We start from the raw sequence: 15,789 nt of genomic DNA on the forward strand, positions 1-15,789 counted from the left end.
CCCGGGGGGCGTCGAAGCGCGGCAGCTCGAAGGGATCCGGCGGCGCGGGACGGCGGCGCGGCGAGTCGTCGGGACCGGGACGGCCCGTCCCCTCCTCCCGCGCGGGGCGGCCCTGGCGGCCGGGGCCCGGGGGCACACGACGAGAGGCGCCTGACCCTCCCTGAGAGCCGGCGCCGCCTGTGCCGCGGCCGGGGCCCTGGCCCCGGCCGCCCGTTCCTCTCACCGGTTCGCGCCGCCCTGGGGCAGCACGTTGATCGACTTGTCGGGGGTCATGCCCTGGCCCTCGGCGAACCGGGCCAGCTGCTCCGGCTGGTCGAGCCTGAGGTTCTCGGTCTTGGCCCGCTCCGACTCCCGCTTCGCGTGGGCGATCTGCTCGCGCAGCTCGCCGGCCTTGATGGAGTCCTGGGCGAGCACGGTGTTGAGCAGCAGCAGGCTCACCAGGCCGCCGCACATCAGGCCGACGACGAGCAGCACGAAGGGCGCCCGCTGCTTGCGCCGCGGCAGCCGTACGCGATCGGCGGGCACGCGCCGGGCCTGGGCCGCCGGGCGGGCGGCGGGGGCGGTGGGGGCGGGCCGCGTCTGGCGCGGCGAGCGGGTGCGGGGCACGGCGCCGCGGACGGGGGTCTCCCGCCTGGTCTGCTCAGTCCTCGTCTCAGTCCTCGTCAAGTCGGATCCTCTCTGCCGCCCGTAGCCGGGCTGAGGCGGCGCGCGGGTTGCGCGCCACCTCTTCGTCCGTGGGGAGCTCGGCCCCCCTCGTCAGAAGGCGGAACCGGGGCTGGTGGGCCTCCAGCGGGACCGGCAGCCCGGGCGGGCTGGTGTCCCTGGTTCGCGCCGCGAGGACCTGCTTGGCCAGCCGGTCCTCCAGGGAGTGGTAGGAGAGCACGACCACCCTCCCACCCAGCGCCAGCGCGTCGAGGGCGGCGGGGAGCGCCGCCTCCAGAGCGCTCAGCTCCGCGTTCACCTCGATGCGCAACGCCTGGAAAGTCCTCTTCGCGGGGTTGCCGCCGGTGCGCCGGGCCGCCGCCGGGATGGCGGCGCGCACGATGTCGGCGAGCCTCTTGGTCGACGTTATGGGGTCCTTGGCCCTCTCCCGCACGATTAAGGACGCGACACGCGGCGCGAATCGTTCCTCGCCGTAGTCACGCAGGACGCGCGTCAGCTCCGCGGCCGAGTAGGTGTTGACCACGTGCTCGGCGGTGAGGTCCTGCGTGGGGTCCATCCGCATGTCGAGGGGGGCGTCGTAGGAGTAGGCGAACCCGCGCTCGGCCTCGTCCAGCTGCGGCGAGGAGACGCCCAGGTCGAACAGCACGCCGTCGACCCGGGGCCGGCCCGCCCGGCGCAGCACCTCGGGCAGCTCGGCCGACGTCGCGTGGACCAGCGTGATCCGCTCGGCGTACGGCTCGAGCCGCCGCGTGGAGAAGTCGATCGCGAAAGGGTCGCGGTCGATCCCGATGAGGTGGAGGGTGGGGTGCGCGGCGAGCAGGGCCTCGGAATGGCCGCCCAGGCCGAGGTTCGCGTCGACGACGACCGGCTCGGCGCCGGTGAGCGCCGGGGCCAGCAGCTCCAGCACTCGCTCGAGCATCACGGGCACGTGAACGGCTTCGATCATCACTCCCACCCCCCTCTCGCGTCTGGCTCGCGGACTGACGCGCCCGGCGTCCGCCGGTCGATGGCCCCCACCCCCGTGCCGCCCGGCCAGGTCCCCATCCGCACCCTGCCTCGCCTCGCGCCACCTGACACCGGGGAAGGTGCATCAGCTGGCGCGGGGCCATGGTTGCGGCTGGAGACCTCGCCGAACGACATCACCGGCGTGCGCGCCTTGTGGGGTCGAAGCCCCTCAAAGGCCGTGACCTCTACAAGATCCCTGGCAACACCTCCTCCGACAGGTCGGCGAACGCCTGCTCCTGCTCGTTGAGGTAGGTGTCCCAGGCCCGGGAGTCCCAGATCTCCAGCCGGGTGTTGGCCCCGATGACCACGCAGTCACGTTCCAGGCCGGCGTACTGCCGCAACGCCTGAGGAATGGTGATGCGCCCCTGCTTGTCCGGGATCTCGTCGGAAGCGCTGGCGAACAGGACGCGGCTGTAGTCGCGGACCGCCTTGGCGGTCACCGGGGCAGTGCGGAGAGCTTCGGTAATGCGCTGGAACTCCTCTACGGGAAAGACGTAGAGGCATCGCTCCTGGCCCTTGGTGATCACAAGACCCTCCGCCAGCTCCTCGCGGTACTTAGCCGGCAGGAACAGCCGTCCCTTCTCGTCCAGACGCGGATGATGGGTGCCGAGGAACAACCGGCCCCACCTCCCGTGCCTAGTGAATGGTCGACGCTGGTGTGCGCCGACCCTCCACTGCGCACCACCATACTCCACTTCTCTCCACCGTCAACTGATTCCAACCCTGCAACATGACACTTCTCGTTGCATTTCTCCTGGTCAATGCGGTGGTGCGGAGGAGGGTGGCGCGGGGCGGCCCGCTGCCGTGGCGGGCGTGTCGCGACGCCCCAATCGGCGCCGTCTCGGGGCCGTTTCCCGGCCGGCTCGGGGGCCGCCGGACAGGCGCGGGGACGCCGGTGGAGGAAAGTGGAGCCGCCGGTGGGGCCCCGGTGGCGGGCTGTCACCGGATTGGCACGACTATGCGACGAGAACCGGACGAGGCGACTGAACACTGTGAGTGTTCTGTCGGAATTTCGGCAAAAGTCGCCTGTGAACCCCCAGCGTCGTAGGGTCGGTACACAGAATGGAAAACAATCGTGTGGCTCCCGCAATATCACCCGCGCGCGGGAGAGCCTTAGCACCTCTCATGGAGGCCTGGTGGCAGTAACCCATGACGTCACCCCCGACAACCCGCCCCGGCTCGAGGAGCTGGTGCCCACCGCGCACCGGATACGGGAGGCCATCGAATCGGTCATCGAGGGCAAGAGCGAGGCCGTCCGCATCACCGTGACCGTGCTGCTGGCCGAGGGGCACCTGCTGATCGAGGACGTTCCGGGGGTGGGCAAGACGATGCTCGCCAAGGCCCTGGCGCGCTCCATCGACTGCCCGGTGCGGCGCGTGCAGTTCACGCCCGACCTGCTGCCCAGCGACATCACCGGGGTCAGCGCCTACAACCAGCAGACCCGCGAGTTCGAGTTCAAGCCGGGGCCCGTCTTCGCGAACATCGTGGTGGGCGACGAGATCAACCGGGCCTCGCCCAAGACCCAGTCGGCCCTGCTGGAGTGCATGGAGGAGCGCCAGGTCACCGTCGACGGCGTGACGTACGAGCTGGAAGCCCCCTTCATGGTCATCGCCACCCAGAACCCCATCGAGATGGAGGGCACCTACCCGCTGCCGGAGGCCCAGCGCGACCGCTTCACCGCGCGGATCGCCATGGGCTACCCCGAGCCCACGGCCGAGCTGGAGATGCTCGACGTGCACGGCAGCACCTCCCCGCTGGACAAGCTCCAGCCGGTCGCCACCGCCGACGAGGTGCGGGCGCTGATCCGGGCGGTGCGCGGCGTCTACGTCTCCCAGGCCGTCAAGAAGTACGCCATCGACCTGGTGGTGGCCACCCGCCACTCCCCCGACCTGCGCCTGGGCGCCTCCCCGCGCTCCACGCTGCAGCTGATCAGGTCCGCCAGGGCGCACGCCGCGCTGTCCGGGCGCGACTACGTCATCCCGGACGACCTGCAGGACCTGGCCGTCCCGGTGCTGGCGCACCGCCTGCTGCCCAGCGTGGAGGCGCACGGCCAGCGCCGCCTGCCCGAGCAGGTCATCGCGGAGCTGGTCAGGCGGGTGCCGGTGCCGGAGACGCGGTCCCGATGAGGAGGGCCCGATGAGGAGGGCGAGACGGTGAGGGCCGGACTGCGGGCGCTGACCACTCGCGGCAGGTCGTTCCTGGCCTCGGGGGCGGCCGCCATGGCCATGGCGCTGCTGCTGGGCGAGCACGACCTGCTGCGGGTGGGCGTCTTCGTCGCCTCGCTGCCGCTGCTGGCCGCCATGGTGGTGGCCCGCACGCGCTACCGGCTCAGCTGCGCCCGCCGCCTGTCGCCCGGCCGGATCGAGGCCGGCGGCGAGGCCACGGTGACCCTGCGCCTGGAGAACGTCACCCGGCTGCCCACCGGGCTGCTGCTCATCGAGGACACCGTTCCCTACGCGCTGGGCGTGCGCCCCCGGTTCGTGCTGGACCGGGTGGAGGCGCGCGGCATCCGGGAGATCGACTACAAGGTCCGCTCCGACCTGCGGGGGCGCTTCACCATCGGGCCGCTGGCGGTGCGCATCACCGACCCGTTCGGCCTGGTGGAGCTGACCCGCTCGTTCACCATCGCCGACACCCTGGTCGTCACGCCGCAGGTCGTGCCGCTGCCCCACGTGAGGCTGTCGGGCGAGTGGAGCGGCGGCGGCGACAGCCGTACCCGCTCGGTGGCGGCGGCCGGGGACGACGACGTGGCCCCCCGCGAGTACCGGCAGGGCGACGACCTGCGGCGGGTGCACTGGCGCTCGACCGCGCGGTACGGCGAGCTGATGGTGCGGCGCGAGGAGCAGCAGTGGCAGAGCCGCGGCGCGCTGCTGCTGGACACCCGCCGGGTCGGCCACTCGGGCGAGGGGCCGCGCTCCTCCTTCGAGGTGGCGGTCTCGGCCGCCGCGTCGATCGGCGTGCACCTGGCGCGCGAGGGGCTGGGCCTGCGGCTGGTGACCGACATGGGCGCCGAGCCCCTGGCCGAGGGCTCCTCGCAGGCGTTGCTCGACACGCTGGCGGTCGTCAAGCCCAGCGTCGCCTACTCGCTGGAGATCGGCGTGGCCGCGCTGCGGCAGGACGGCGGCGACGGCCTCATCGTGGCCGTCCTCGGCGACCTGGACCCGGAGGAGGCCAAGGCACTGGCCAGGCTCAGACGCGCGGGCGTGACCGCCGTGGCGGTCCTGCTCGACGTGGAGTCCTGGGACGGCATGGCCAACCCCGACCGCGAGGCCGTGCAAGGAGTGCTGGCCGGGTACGGCTGGCGCATCGTCCGGCTGCCGTCGGGCACGTCCCTGGCGTCGGTCTGGCAGGACGCGGGCGCCAAGGGCAGGTTCGCGCTCCAGCAGGGCGCTATGGGAAGCGCGGCGGGAGGCGTCGTGGGAGGTGCGGCATGAGGCTGTCGCTCGCGTCGGCCGTGGCCACGTTCTGCGTGGCGCTGGTGCTGTACCCGCTGCTGAACGGCGGCGGCTGGTTCTGGGGCTCGCTCGGCGCGGTGCTGGTCGTCCTCGGCGCCGGCGCGCTGTCGGGCCGGCTGGCCCTGCCCGCCTGGGCCGCGACGCTGGTGAGCCTGGTGGCGACGCTGCTCTACCTGACCGCGGTCTTCACGGGGACCAAGGCGTGGGCCCTGGTCGTGCCCACCAAGGAGTCGGTGCTCGCCCTGGGCAAGCTGCTGGCCACCGGATGGGCCGACATCCAGCGCTTCGCCGCGCCCGTGCCGGCCAACGCGGGCGTGTCGCTGCTGACGACCGCGGGCGTCGCGCTCATCGCCATCACGGTGGACCTGCTGGCCGCGCGGCTGCGCCGTACCGCGGTGGCGGGCCTGCCGCTGCTCGCGCTCATCGCGGTGCCGGCCACGATCCTGCCCGACCCGATGAGCTGGCCCGCCTTCATCCTGGCCGCGCTGGGGTTCGTCGCCCTGCTGATCGCCGACGGGCGCGAGCGGATCAGCCGCTGGGGCCGGGCCGTGCTGGTGCGGCGCACCAGGAATGCCACCGGCGGCCCCCGCGAGACGACCGACACGCGCGGCCTGCGGCTGTCGGGCAAGCGGATCGGCTTCGCCGCGATCGCGCTGGCCATCCTGGTCCCGGCGCTGCTGCCGAGCATGGAGCCGGTCTCGTGGTTCACCTTCGGCGTGGGCGGCAGCGGCAAGGGCGGCAAGGGCAACTCCATCAGCATCCCCGACCCGGTCGTGGCGCTGAAGGGGCAGCTCACGCTCCCCGAGAAGCGGACCGTCCTGACCTACGCCAACAACGACAACCAGCCGCGCTACCTGAAGATCTACTCGCTGAACCTCTTCAACGGCGACCGGTTCGAGCTGGAGCCGCCCAGGGGCGCGCCGGAGAACCGCGTGGAGAACGGCCCGCTGCCGCGCGCGCCGGGCCTGGGCGAGTCCATCCCGGTCACGGCGGTCACCACGCGGATCAGGATCAGCGAGGAGGTCGAGCGCCTGGCCTTCCTACCCCTGCCGTACCCGCCGTCGGTGGTGCGGGCGGAGGGCGACTGGCGGGCCGACGTCGAGTCGCTCATGGTCTTCTCCACCCGCGAGGACGCCTCGGGCATGGAGTACGAGGTGGTGAGCACCGAGCCCGCCCCCAAGCCGGAGCAGCTGGACGCCAGCCCGCCGGTGCAGCGGACCGAGGCCAACGAGCGCCTCCTGCGCCTGCCGGAGGACCTGCCCGAGGAGATCCGCGAGCTGGCCGACAAGATCACGGCGAAGGCCGAGACCCCCTACCAGAAGGCCGTGCGGATCCAGGAGCACTTCCGCGACAGCAGGAACGGCTACACCTACAGCCTGCAGACCCAGGGGCAGTCGGCCGACGCGCTGCTGGACTTCCTCATCTACAGCAAGACGGGGTACTGCGAGCAGTACGCCGCGGCGATGGCGGTGCTGGCCAGGGCCGCGGGCATCCCGGCGCGGGTCGCGATCGGCTACACCGGCGGCACGAAGGTCGACGACGGCTTCGCGGTCGCCACCTCCGACATGCACGCCTGGCCTGAGCTGTACTTCGAGGGCATCGGCTGGCTGGCCTTCGAGCCCACCCCGACGGCCAACGCGCCGCTGGGCCAGGGCACGGCCCGCGTCCCGCCGTACTCGCTGCCTCAGGTGCAGGACAGCGGCGACGAGTCCGCCGGCACCGCGACCGGCACCCCCGGCTCCGGCGAGGTGCCCACGGGCGGCACCAGCCGCAGCCGCAACATCCGCGAGCTGGAGGAGGACCGGCTGGCGGGGCTGGGCGGCGTGCCGGTGGAGGAGTCGGTCTCGCCGGTCCTGGGGATCGGGATCGGCGTGCTCGTCCTGCTGCTGCTCCTGCTCGTCCCGGCCGGGGTCCGGCTGGTCACCCGCAGCCGGCGGGTGCGGTCGCTGGGCTGGAAGGTCTCCGGGCCGCAGGACGACGTGACGGCCAGGGCGGCGCGGGTCAGCGTGCCGGTCGCCGCCGCGTGGGCGGAGCTGGACGACGTGCTGGACGACTACGGGATGGCCAGGCAGCCCAGCGAGACGCCGCGGGCGCTGGCCAGGCGGCTGACCGAGCAGCAGGAGTTCGACGCCGGCACGGCCGCCGCGATCTCGGCCCTGTCGCAGGCCGTCGAGCGGGTGCTGTTCGCCCGGGACCCGGGCGAGGTGGGACCGCTGGGCAAGGAGCTCAAGCTCGTGCGCCGGGCGCTGGCCAGGACGGTGAGCCGCCGCACCCGGCTGCGGGCCGCCCTGCTGCCGCCGTCGACCATGCGCCGGCTGCGCCGGCTGGGCGAGGGCCTCCTGGACGGCTTCGACCGGCTGGAGACCATCAGGCTCCGCCGGTCGACGCGGACTCAGGCGCCCTCGGGATCGGAAGGCACGCGGAAGGAACTCGTGAGCAAGTAGGCCCTGGTGCGGCCGTTGCCCTCGGGGAGCGGCCGCACGCGGGGGTCAGCGCTCGTCGTGGCGACGGCGCCAGCGCTCCTCCATGCGCTCCATGAAGGAGCCACGGCTCGTGCGACGCGCTCCCTTGCCCTGCGCAGCGCCGGGCCCGGGGGCGGCGTCGCCGATTCCACTCATGCGCTTCCAGCTCGACAGGCCCCACAGACACGCGGCGAGCATGACCACGAAACCGCCGACGCCGAGCGGGATCGACTGCATGACCACGCCCACCATCATCACGACGATGCCGAGAGCAAAGCCGATGCTGGCCTTGATCAGACGCCGCTTGTAGTGGTTGCGTGGGTCGCTGATCCTGACGGTGTTGGCCCACTTCGGGTCCTCGGCGTAGAGGGCCTGCTCGATCTGGTCGAGCAAGCGCTGCTCGTGCTCAGAGAGCGGCACGGCGCCTCCCAAGGACGGCCCCATTTCGGGGAAGACGGCAACGGACGACACGGGGTGTCCGAACCTCGCGGTCGGTTATCCCCAGAATACGAGGCTGCAGACGCGGGCGAAAGAAAACGGCCAACGCAGTCCAAACCGGAGGGGATACCGCGATCATTCCCTCACCTCTCCGTCAGCCTCGCCTGCTCCCATTTCATCAAGCCGCCCCCGCACCAGCGAAGCCGGGACCACCGCATCGGGACCGAACCGCTGGATGGCGCGATCCATGGCCCGCTCCGCCTCGCGCCAGCCGCTGTCGCGCTCCCCCAGGCTGAGCTGGTGCGCGGCGGTCTCGGCCGGGGACAGCTGCTCCATGCGCACGCCCACCAGCCGCAGCCGCACCCGCTCCAGCCCGGCGGCGGCGAACAGCGAGCAAGCCGTGGCGTAGATCACCTGTGCGACGTCCGTCGGCTCCCTCAACGTCCGCGACCGCGTGATCGTGGAGAAGTCGGCTCGACGCAGCTTCACGCTTACTGTTCTGCCCACATAGCCGCTTTTACGCATCCGGGCGGCCACCCGCTCCGACAGGCGCAGCAGCTCACGCCTGATCGTCTCGGGGTCGTCGACGTCGGCGGCGAAGGTCTCCTCGTTGCCGATGCTCTTGTCGGGCGCGTGGGGGGTCACCGGCCGCTCGTCGCGCCCCCAGGCCAGCGCGGCCAGGTGGCCGCCCACGGCCTGCCCCAGCTCGCGCCGCAGGGTGGCGACCGGCACCCTGGCCAGGTCGCCCACGGTCCTGATGCCCAGCCGGGTCAGCGCCTGCTCGGTGCGCTCGCCGACGCCCCACAGCGCCGACACCGGCAGCGGGTGGAGGAAGGCGACCACCCCGGCCGCGGGGACCACGAGCAGCCCGTCGGGCTTGCACTGCCGGGAGGCCAGCTTGGCGACGAACTTGCTCGGCGCCACCCCCACCGAGCAGGTGATGCCGTAGCGCTCGCGGACCTGCTCCTTGATCATCCGGGCGACCGCGGCCGGCGGGCCGAGCCTCCTGCGCGCCCCGCCCACGTCGAGGAAGGCCTCGTCGGAGGCGATCGGCTCGACCAGCGGGGTGACCGCGTGGAAGATCTCCATCACGCCCCGGGAGACCTCGCCGTACTTGCCGTGGCTGGGCGGGATGACCGTGGCGTGCGGGCACAGCCGGCGCGCCCTGCTCATCGGCATGGCCGAGTGCACGCCGTACGCCCTGGCCTCGTAGGTGGCGCTGAGCACCACCCCGCGGCCGGAGGGCGAGCCGACGATCACCGGCCGCCCCCTCAGCTCGGGCCGTTCGAGCAGTTCCACGCTGGCGAAGAAGGCGTCCATGTCGACGTGGAGGATCGGGCAGCCCTCATCGTCGGCCCCGCTCGCCGGGACGGGACCGACCCCCGTGATCTGCTTCCTCGACACGATTCGATTCTATGTTCGACTCGCGAGGACGTGGAGCTGGGTGGCGATGTCGCGCAGGACCGGGTGCGTGGCCGCGGCCTGCTCCAGGGCGATGAGCGCCTCGACCGCGCCCGGCTCGCCGTCGACCAGGCGGCTGGGCACCAGGTCGGCGAACACCCGCACGCCGTGGATCTCGCCCACGCGCAAGCCGGCGCCCCTCAGCAGCTCGCCCAGCTCCTCGGCGGTGAAGCGGCGCGGGGTGGGGTCCTTCTCGCCCCAGCGGCCGGTGTCGAGCACGGCCCGCGCCTCGTCGAAGTGGCCGGCCAGCGCCCGGTGGATCGCCGAGGCCACGGGGTTGGCGGCCAGGACGCTGACCACGCCGCCCTCGCGCAGCACCCCGCGCACCGCCTTCAGGGCGCTCGCCGGGTCCTCGACGTACTCCAGCACGCTGTGGCACAGCACCAGATCGGCGCCGTCGCGCGGGAGCAGCTCGCCCAGGTCGGCGGCGTCGCCCTGCAGCGCGCGCACCTCCACGCCCGACTCGGCGGCCCGGCGCTCCAGCGCGAACAGCGAGTCGGGGCTCGGGTCCACGACCGTCACCGCGTGCCCCAGCTCCGCCAGGGGTACGGCGAAGCCGCCCGTCCCGCCCCCGGCGTCGACGATGTCCAGCCGCTCGCGCCCCCCGGCGGCGGCCCGCTCGGCGAGCACCGCGCGCAGCGCGTCCCACACCACCGCGGTCCGCGCCGCCGGAGCTCTCGTGACGCCTTGCAAGGTGCGCCTCCTCGTGTGTGTCGCGTGTCCCGGGCCCAGCCTATGACGTCGGCGGGCGCCGGGGAGGCGTCACGGGCCGGGCAGGCTCCTGGGGGCGCGCAGCCGCCAGGAGTCGGCGAGCAGCTCCCGCAGCTCCTCGGCGTCCACCTCCGGCAGCCGCACCAGCACCACCGCGTGCCCGTCGTAGTGATCGGTGGTGAAGAACGCCCCCGGATCGGCGGCGACCAGCTCGCGCTTGTGCTCCTCGGAGGGCACGTGGACCACGAGGACGTCGCCCTCCTCGCGGATCCTGGCGAACCACTTGCCGCGCACGTAGAAGGCGGGCGTGCCGTACATCGGCTTCTCGGCCGTCTCGGGCAGGGCGAGCGCGATCGCGCGCACGTCGTCCTCGGTCGTCATGCGACCGATCGTGCCAGCGGCCCCGCTACAGCGCCAGCGTCGGCTTCAGCGACTTGAAGCGGGCCAGCAGGCCGTTGACGAACTGCGGGGAGTCGTCGGTCGACAGGTCGCCGGCCAGGTGCACCCACTCGCTGATGACCACGCCCTCCGGCACGTCGGGCATCCACAGCAGCTCGAAGGTGCCCGCGCGCAGCAGGTTGCGGTCCACCGCGGGCATGCGATCGAGGGTCCAGCCCTCGGCGTAGGTGGTGATCAGCTCGTCGATGCGGGCGCGGTGCTTGACCACGCCCTCGACGATCGCCGTGGTGTAGGCGTTGACCGGCGGCTCGTTGCGCTCGACGCGCTCGGCGAGGACCTGCAGGGGGTCGGCGCCGCGGAGCTCGGCTTCGTAGAGGATGTCAAGCGCACGCCTGCGCGCCTTGCCGCGTGCGGACACCGTCAGGCCCGGCCGAGGTACTCGCCGCTGCGGGTGTCGACCTTGACCTTCTCGCCCGTCGTGATGAACAGCGGCACCTTGATCTCGGCGCCGGTCTCCAGCGTGGCGGGCTTGGTGCCGCCGGTGGAGCGGTCGCCCTGCACGCCCGGCTCGGTGTGGGCGATGACCAGCTCGACGGCGGCCGGCAGGTCGACGTAGAGGGGGTTGCCGCCCTCGAACGCCACGGTGGCCGTGGTGTTCTCCAGCATGTAGTTGGCCGCGTCGCCGACGACCGCGCTGGGCACGTGGACCATGTCGTAGGTCTCGGTGTCCATGAAGACGAAGTCCTCGCCGTCCTTGTAGCTGAACTGCATCTCGCGCTTGTCGACGTTGGCCACCTCGACCTTCACGCCGGCGTTGAAGGTCTTGTCGACGACCTTGCCCGAGAGGACGTTCTTGAGCTTGGTGCGCACGAACGCGCCACCCTTGCCCGGCTTGACGTGCTGGAACTCCACGACGGACCACAGTTCGCCGCCGTCGAGCCTCAGCACCATGCCGTTCTTCAGGTCGTTGGTCGTCGCCACAAGTTTCTCCTGCGTGCGGCCGCTCACTACGGGACGAGCAGCTCTCCGGTCGTCTGGTGAAGAGTCCCGCCGCCTTGCGAGGCGCTTCGGATGCGCGAGTGGGCGGAACTCGATCCTCTAGTCTACCGGTCCCGCGGGGGGCCAGGAACGGGGCGCCCCGCGTGATCAGCTGTTCCAGCGCTGCTGCATGTCGGCCAGCGGCCCGGTGGTGGGCGCCTCGCCCTTGGCCTGCGCCTTGGCGAGGTCGTCCATGAACTCCTGGACCGCCTCCACGACCTTGTCGGGCCGGCCGCGCTGGAGCCGCTCGGCGGCCTTGGCGATGGACTTGCGGGCGTCCTTGGCCGCGTCGGGCGAGATGTCGCCGATCCGCTCGTGGATGCCCACGGCCTCCTCGAGCCTGAACAGGTAGGTCCGCCACCCGCCCGGCGGCGTGGAGCGGGAGCTGTCGGACCGGCCGGGGCCGAGGGTCACCACGTCGCCGGTCGGGGTGAGGGTGGGCGCCGGGTCGGCGGACGGCGTCCTCGTGGGCGGCGGCGTGGGCGTGGGCGTCGTGGCCGCGGGCTCGGCGGCCGTGGGCTCGGCGGCCGTGGGCGTGGGGGTGGCGGCGGCCGTGGGGCGCCCGTCGGAGCGGGGCCACAGGACGAAGGCCGCGGTCACCGCGGCGATCACCGCGAGCGCGACGACCAGCTGGACGATCATGCGCCGGTCCGGCCGGTCGTGCGCCGGCTCGTCCACGAGGGTGTCGCCGGGGCCCGGCATGTAGACGGCCGTGTCGCCAGGGCCGGGTGTGTAGACCGCGGTGTCGCCCGGCGACGGCGGGTTTCCGGCCGCCCCGTCCCGCGGTGCCGGGCCGGCGGCGGGCGCCCAGGCTCCGGTCTCGACCAGGCCGCCGGTCGCGAGCGCCTGCCGTACGGCTGACGCGGACGGCCGGGCGGCGGGGTCCTTGGCCAGCAGCGCCATGACCAGCCGCGCCAGATCGGCGGGCGCCTCGGGACCCAGCGGGGCGGGCTCGGCACCGCGGTGCCGTTCGGCCAGGTCCTCGCCGGTGTGGGGCGGGCGCCCGGCGAGCAGCTCGTAGCCGACGCAGCCCAGCGCGTACAGGTCGGCCGCCGTGCTCGCCGCGCCGCCCTCCAGCTGTTCGGGTGCGCGGTAGGGGGTCACGGGCAGGGCGCGCGCCCCCGGCGGCGGCAGCCCGTCGCCCAGCAGCCCGAACCCGGCCAGCTTGACCACCCCGGTGCCGGCCCGGCACAGGTCCCGGGCCTTCAGGTCGCCGTGCGCCAGCCCGGCGCGGTGCAGCGCGTCCAGCCCGGCCGCCGCCTGGCCCAGCACGCGGCGGACCTCCGCGGCGGGCAGCGGTCCGGCGCCCTCCAGGGTCCCGCCCGCCAGGTGCTCCATGACGAGGTACGGCACGCCGTCGTGCTCGCCCACGTCCAGGACGGTCACCACGTTGGGGTGCAGCACGCCGGCCAGCGCCTGGGCGCGGCGGGTGAAGCGGCCGCGGGTGACGGCGTCGGCCTCGGCCCGCAGCAGCTTGACCGCCACGGTCCAGTCGGCCTGCCGGTCGTGGGCGCGCCACACCTCGCAGTCCGGCCCCTGGGCGATGAGCTCGTCGAGGCGGTAGCGCCCGGCCAGCAGTTCTTCCGGCATTTCCCCACCAGTCACTCAAGGATCGGCAAGCAACACCTTAAGGGCATGTTTCCGTAGCGGGACACATGACCGATTTAGTCCTAGCGTGAGGTGATGACCACCCTGCGAACTCCGGTGTGCGATCTGCTGGGCATCGAGGTGCCCATCGTGTGCGCCCCCTTCGGCCCGCTGGAGGAGGTCGAGCTGGCCGCGGCCGTCTGCGCCGCGGGCGGCATGGGCAGCTTGGGGACGGCGGTCCGGCCGCTGCCCGAGCTGCGCGAGCAGTGGCGGCGGCTGCGCGAGCTGACCGACCGGCCCTTCGCGATCAACCACACGTCGCGGCCCCTGAACGAGGAGGCGTTCGAGGCCACGCTCGACTTCGCGCCCGCGGCCGTCTCCTTCCACCTGAGCGTGCCCGCCGACCACATCAAGCGGGCCCACGACCGGGGAGTCGCCTGGATCCAGCAGGTGATGACCCTGCGCCAGGCCGAGGAGGCCGTCGCGGCGGGGGCCGACGTGATCGTCGCGCAGGGCGGGGAGGCGGGCGGGCACGGCGGCTGGGTCGGCACGATGGTGCTGGTGCCGCAGGTCGTGGACGTGGCCGGGCGGGTGCCCGTGCTGGCCGCGGGCGGCATCGCCGACGGGCGCGGGCTGGCGGCCGCGCTCACCCTGGGCGCTCAGGGAGCACTCGTCGGGACCAGGTTCCTGGCCTCGGAGGAGATGCGGATCGCCGAGGAGTGGAAGCGAATGATCGTCTCGGCCGGCGCCGAGGACGCCGTCAAGGTCGTCAACAGCGGCCGCGTCCTGCCGCCCTACACGCTCCCCGTCCCGCCCAACGAGCCCCGGGCCCTGCGCACCGCGCTCGTCGAGCAGCTGGCCCGGGACCCGGAGTCGATCGACCCGGCCGAGGCCGGGCCCCGGATCGTCGCGGCGGTGCTGGAGGGCCGGGGCCACGAGTACCTGCCGTTCTGTGGGCAGTCCGCGGGCCTGGTGCGCGAGATCCTGCCGGCGGAGGAGATCGTCCGCCGCATGGTCGAGGAGGCGGTGGAGGCCCTGTCCGCCGCCGGCCGCGCGGTGGTCGCCTGACGCGCCCGGGCGGGCCCGCCTGGTGACGGGCCACCCGGGTGCCGGGAAGGAGCCGCTATGCCAGCGCCGGCTCGGGCCTGCGGGCGGGCGCGTCGTCCAGGGACTGCGGCGGCGCGTTGAACACGGCGTCGTCCAGCCGCCCCTCGGACCTGGCCACGAGCACCGGTACTGTCAGTTGTCCGGCGACGTTGGTCGCGGTCCTGATCATGTCGAGGATCGGGTCGATGGCCAGCAGCAGGCCCACGCCCTCCAGCGGCAGGCCGAGCGTGCTCAGCGTGAGCGTCAGCATGACGATCGCGCCCGTCAGGCCCGCGGTGGCGGCCGAGCCGACCACGGAGACGAAGGCGATCAGCAGGTAGTCGCCGAGGCCGAGCGGGACGCCGTAGACCTGCGCCACGAAGATCGCGGCCAGGGCCGGGTAGACCGAGGCGCAGCCGTCCATCTTGGTCGTCGCCCCAAGCGGCACGGCGAAGGAGGCGTAGTCGCGGTCGACGCCGTTGCGCTCGGTCGTCACCCGCTGGGTCAGCGGCAGCGTGCCGACCGAGGAGCGCGAGACGAAGGCCAGCTCGATGGCGGGCCAGGCGTTGCGGAAGAACCGCACGGGGCTGACGCGCCCCACCACCGCGAGCAGCGTCGGGTAGATCACCAGCAGCACGACGAGGCAGCCGATGTAGACGCCCACGCTGAACTTGGCGAGCGGCGCGAGCAGGTCCCAGCCGTAGGTGGCCACCGCCTTGCCGATGAGGCCGGCCGTCCCGATGGGGGCCAGGCGGATCACCCACCACAGGGCCTTCTGCACCAGCTCCAGCACCGAGCGGCTCAGGGAGAGGAACGGCTCGGCCTTCTCGCCGACCGCCATGGCCGCCGCGCCCACGACGACGCCCAGGAACACGATCTGGAGGACTTCCAGCTCGGTGAAGGCCGTGACGACGTTGGCAGGGACGATGCCGGTGAGGAAGTCGGCCCAGCCGCCGACGGTCTCGGGCGCCTTGGCGGCGCCGGTGTCGAGGGTGACGCCCCGGCCGGGGTCGAGCAGCAGGCCGAGGCCGATCGCGAAGGTGACCGACACCAGCGCGGTGGCCGCGAACCACAGCAGGGTCTTGCCGGCCAGCCGGGCCGCGCCGCTGACGTTGCGCAGGTTGGCCACGCTGACCACGACGGCGGTGAAGACCAGCGGCGGGACGGCGAGCTTGAGCAGCTGGACGAAGATGCTGCCGGCCTGGGTGAGCGTGGCCGACAGCCACGACAGGTCCCACAGGCGGGCGGCGAAGCCGAGGGCCACGCCGGCGGCGAGGCCCAGCAGCAATTGCAGGGAGAAGCTAAATCTCTTCACGACAAACACGACAAAGACGCCTTCGGATGACGAGGGAGGGTGAGGTGACTGGAAGAGATTCAGCGACAGAGGGTGGCGCCGGTCGCCCGGCACAGGTCGATGTGCAGCCGCCCGACGAGCCGCACAGGTGTCACGGAGTACCTCACGGGCAGCTACAACACGCCCCCGA

16 protein-coding genes are annotated in these 15,789 nt (G+C 73.0%); 4 read left to right on the plus strand and 12 right to left on the minus strand.

The features are described 5' to 3' along the window. Window positions 1-219 precede the first annotated feature (219 nt). From ftsL to mraZ, 3 genes are all read right to left on the minus strand, one after another. Window positions 220-666: a cell division protein FtsL gene (gene ftsL, locus BSB02_RS03475; RefSeq protein ID WP_143590195.1), complete on the minus strand. Its 447-nt coding sequence runs from the start codon at window positions 664-666 to the stop codon at window positions 220-222. After that, window positions 653-1,609: a 16S rRNA (cytosine(1402)-N(4))-methyltransferase RsmH gene (gene rsmH, locus BSB02_RS03480; RefSeq protein WP_084956661.1), complete on the minus strand. Its 957-nt coding sequence runs from the start codon at window positions 1,607-1,609 to the stop codon at window positions 653-655. Before rsmH ends, ftsL begins: the two co-directional genes overlap by 14 nt. A 244-nt stretch (window positions 1,610-1,853) precedes the next feature. After that, window positions 1,854-2,285 carry a division/cell wall cluster transcriptional repressor MraZ gene (mraZ, locus tag BSB02_RS03485; RefSeq protein WP_084956662.1) on the minus strand — a complete coding sequence of 144 codons (432 nt, stop codon included), beginning with the start codon at window positions 2,283-2,285 and terminating at the stop codon, window positions 1,854-1,856. A gap of 519 nt (window positions 2,286-2,804) precedes the next feature. Between mraZ and BSB02_RS03490 the strand changes: the two genes are divergently transcribed. From BSB02_RS03490 to BSB02_RS03500, 3 genes are read left to right on the plus strand one after another with little or no spacing between them, the layout of a single operon-like run. After that, window positions 2,805-3,794: an AAA family ATPase gene (locus tag BSB02_RS03490; protein ID WP_206184487.1), complete on the plus strand. Its 990-nt coding sequence runs from the start codon at window positions 2,805-2,807 to the stop codon at window positions 3,792-3,794. 27 nt (window positions 3,795-3,821) lie between these two features. Beyond that, the gene (locus BSB02_RS03495; RefSeq protein ID WP_084956664.1) at window positions 3,822-5,102 is read left to right on the plus strand and encodes a DUF58 domain-containing protein; all 1,281 of its coding nucleotides are present in this window, start codon (window positions 3,822-3,824) and stop codon (window positions 5,100-5,102) included. Continuing rightward, on the plus strand, window positions 5,099-7,567 hold the full coding sequence (locus BSB02_RS03500) for a transglutaminase TgpA family protein (protein WP_084956666.1): 2,469 nt from the start codon (window positions 5,099-5,101) through the stop codon (window positions 7,565-7,567). The genes BSB02_RS03495 and BSB02_RS03500 overlap by 4 nt, the downstream gene beginning before the upstream one ends. A gap of 45 nt (window positions 7,568-7,612) precedes the next feature. Here BSB02_RS03500 and BSB02_RS03505 read toward each other — a convergent pair whose 3' ends face one another. The 7 genes from BSB02_RS03505 to BSB02_RS03535 all read right to left on the minus strand — a co-directional run bounded on the left by BSB02_RS03505 (window position 7,613) and on the right by BSB02_RS03535 (window position 13,222). Beyond that, on the minus strand, window positions 7,613-8,005 hold the full coding sequence (locus BSB02_RS03505) for a DUF3040 domain-containing protein (RefSeq protein ID WP_084956976.1): 393 nt from the start codon (window positions 8,003-8,005) through the stop codon (window positions 7,613-7,615). A 153-nt stretch (window positions 8,006-8,158) separates the two neighbouring features. Then, window positions 8,159-9,427, minus strand: a complete 1,269-nt coding sequence (locus tag BSB02_RS03510) for a DNA polymerase IV (protein ID WP_084956668.1) — start codon at window positions 9,425-9,427, stop codon at window positions 8,159-8,161. 9 nt (window positions 9,428-9,436) lie between these two features. Continuing rightward, window positions 9,437-10,177 carry a methyltransferase gene (locus BSB02_RS03515; protein ID WP_084956670.1) on the minus strand — a complete coding sequence of 247 codons (741 nt, stop codon included), beginning with the start codon at window positions 10,175-10,177 and terminating at the stop codon, window positions 9,437-9,439. Between the two features lie 69 nt (window positions 10,178-10,246). Then, window positions 10,247-10,576 (minus strand): MmcQ/YjbR family DNA-binding protein, encoded by a 330-nt coding sequence (locus BSB02_RS03520; RefSeq protein WP_084956672.1) that lies wholly within the window; start codon window positions 10,574-10,576, stop codon window positions 10,247-10,249. Window positions 10,577-10,601: 25 nt separating this feature from the next. Beyond that, complete coding sequence (gene nusB / locus BSB02_RS03525; protein ID WP_084956674.1) at window positions 10,602-11,012, minus strand: transcription antitermination factor NusB; 411 nt, start codon at window positions 11,010-11,012, stop codon at window positions 10,602-10,604. 2 nt (window positions 11,013-11,014) lie between these two features. Beyond that, on the minus strand, window positions 11,015-11,575 hold the full coding sequence (efp, locus tag BSB02_RS03530) for an elongation factor P (protein ID WP_084956676.1): 561 nt from the start codon (window positions 11,573-11,575) through the stop codon (window positions 11,015-11,017). Window positions 11,576-11,740: 165 nt separating this feature from the next. Then, window positions 11,741-13,222, minus strand: coding sequence for a serine/threonine-protein kinase (locus BSB02_RS03535; RefSeq protein ID WP_084956678.1), 1,482 nt, complete (start codon window positions 13,220-13,222; stop codon window positions 11,741-11,743). Between the two features lie 93 nt (window positions 13,223-13,315). Here BSB02_RS03535 and BSB02_RS03540 point away from each other — a divergent pair, with 93 nt between their 5' ends. Beyond that, a complete protein-coding gene (locus tag BSB02_RS03540) occupies window positions 13,316-14,287 on the plus strand; it encodes an NAD(P)H-dependent flavin oxidoreductase (RefSeq protein WP_206184488.1) in 972 nt (323 codons plus the stop codon). A 55-nt stretch (window positions 14,288-14,342) separates the two neighbouring features. On the opposite strand, the gene BSB02_RS03545 is transcribed toward BSB02_RS03540, so the two are convergent. After that, window positions 14,343-15,620 carry a dicarboxylate/amino acid:cation symporter gene (locus BSB02_RS03545; RefSeq protein WP_084956680.1) on the minus strand — a complete coding sequence of 426 codons (1,278 nt, stop codon included), beginning with the start codon at window positions 15,618-15,620 and terminating at the stop codon, window positions 14,343-14,345. 59 nt (window positions 15,621-15,679) lie between these two features. Continuing rightward, window positions 15,680-15,766, minus strand: a complete 87-nt coding sequence (locus tag BSB02_RS43385) for a putative leader peptide (RefSeq protein ID WP_420855825.1) — start codon at window positions 15,764-15,766, stop codon at window positions 15,680-15,682. Between the last annotated feature and the right edge of the window lie 23 nt (window positions 15,767-15,789).

The sequence above is a fragment of the Thermoactinospora rubra genome, assembly GCF_002093975.1.
GTDB classification, from domain to species: Bacteria; Actinomycetota; Actinomycetes; order Streptosporangiales; family Streptosporangiaceae; genus Nonomuraea; species Nonomuraea rubra_A.

What these genes read in the sequence shown, in the direction of transcription:
- BSB02_RS03520 (WP_084956672.1), bottom strand. Translation starts at nt 10,576, where the DNA reads ATGACGACCGAGGACGACGTGCGCGCGATCGCGCTCGCCCTGCCCGAG.
- BSB02_RS03540 (WP_206184488.1), top strand. Translation starts at nt 13,316, where the DNA reads ATGACCACCCTGCGAACTCCGGTGTGCGATCTGCTGGGCATCGAGGTG.
- BSB02_RS03535 (WP_084956678.1), bottom strand. Translation starts at nt 13,222, where the DNA reads ATGCCGGAAGAACTGCTGGCCGGGCGCTACCGCCTCGACGAGCTCATC.
- BSB02_RS03500 (WP_084956666.1), top strand. Translation starts at nt 5,099, where the DNA reads ATGAGGCTGTCGCTCGCGTCGGCCGTGGCCACGTTCTGCGTGGCGCTG.
- rsmH (WP_084956661.1), bottom strand. Translation starts at nt 1,609, where the DNA reads ATGATCGAAGCCGTTCACGTGCCCGTGATGCTCGAGCGAGTGCTGGAG.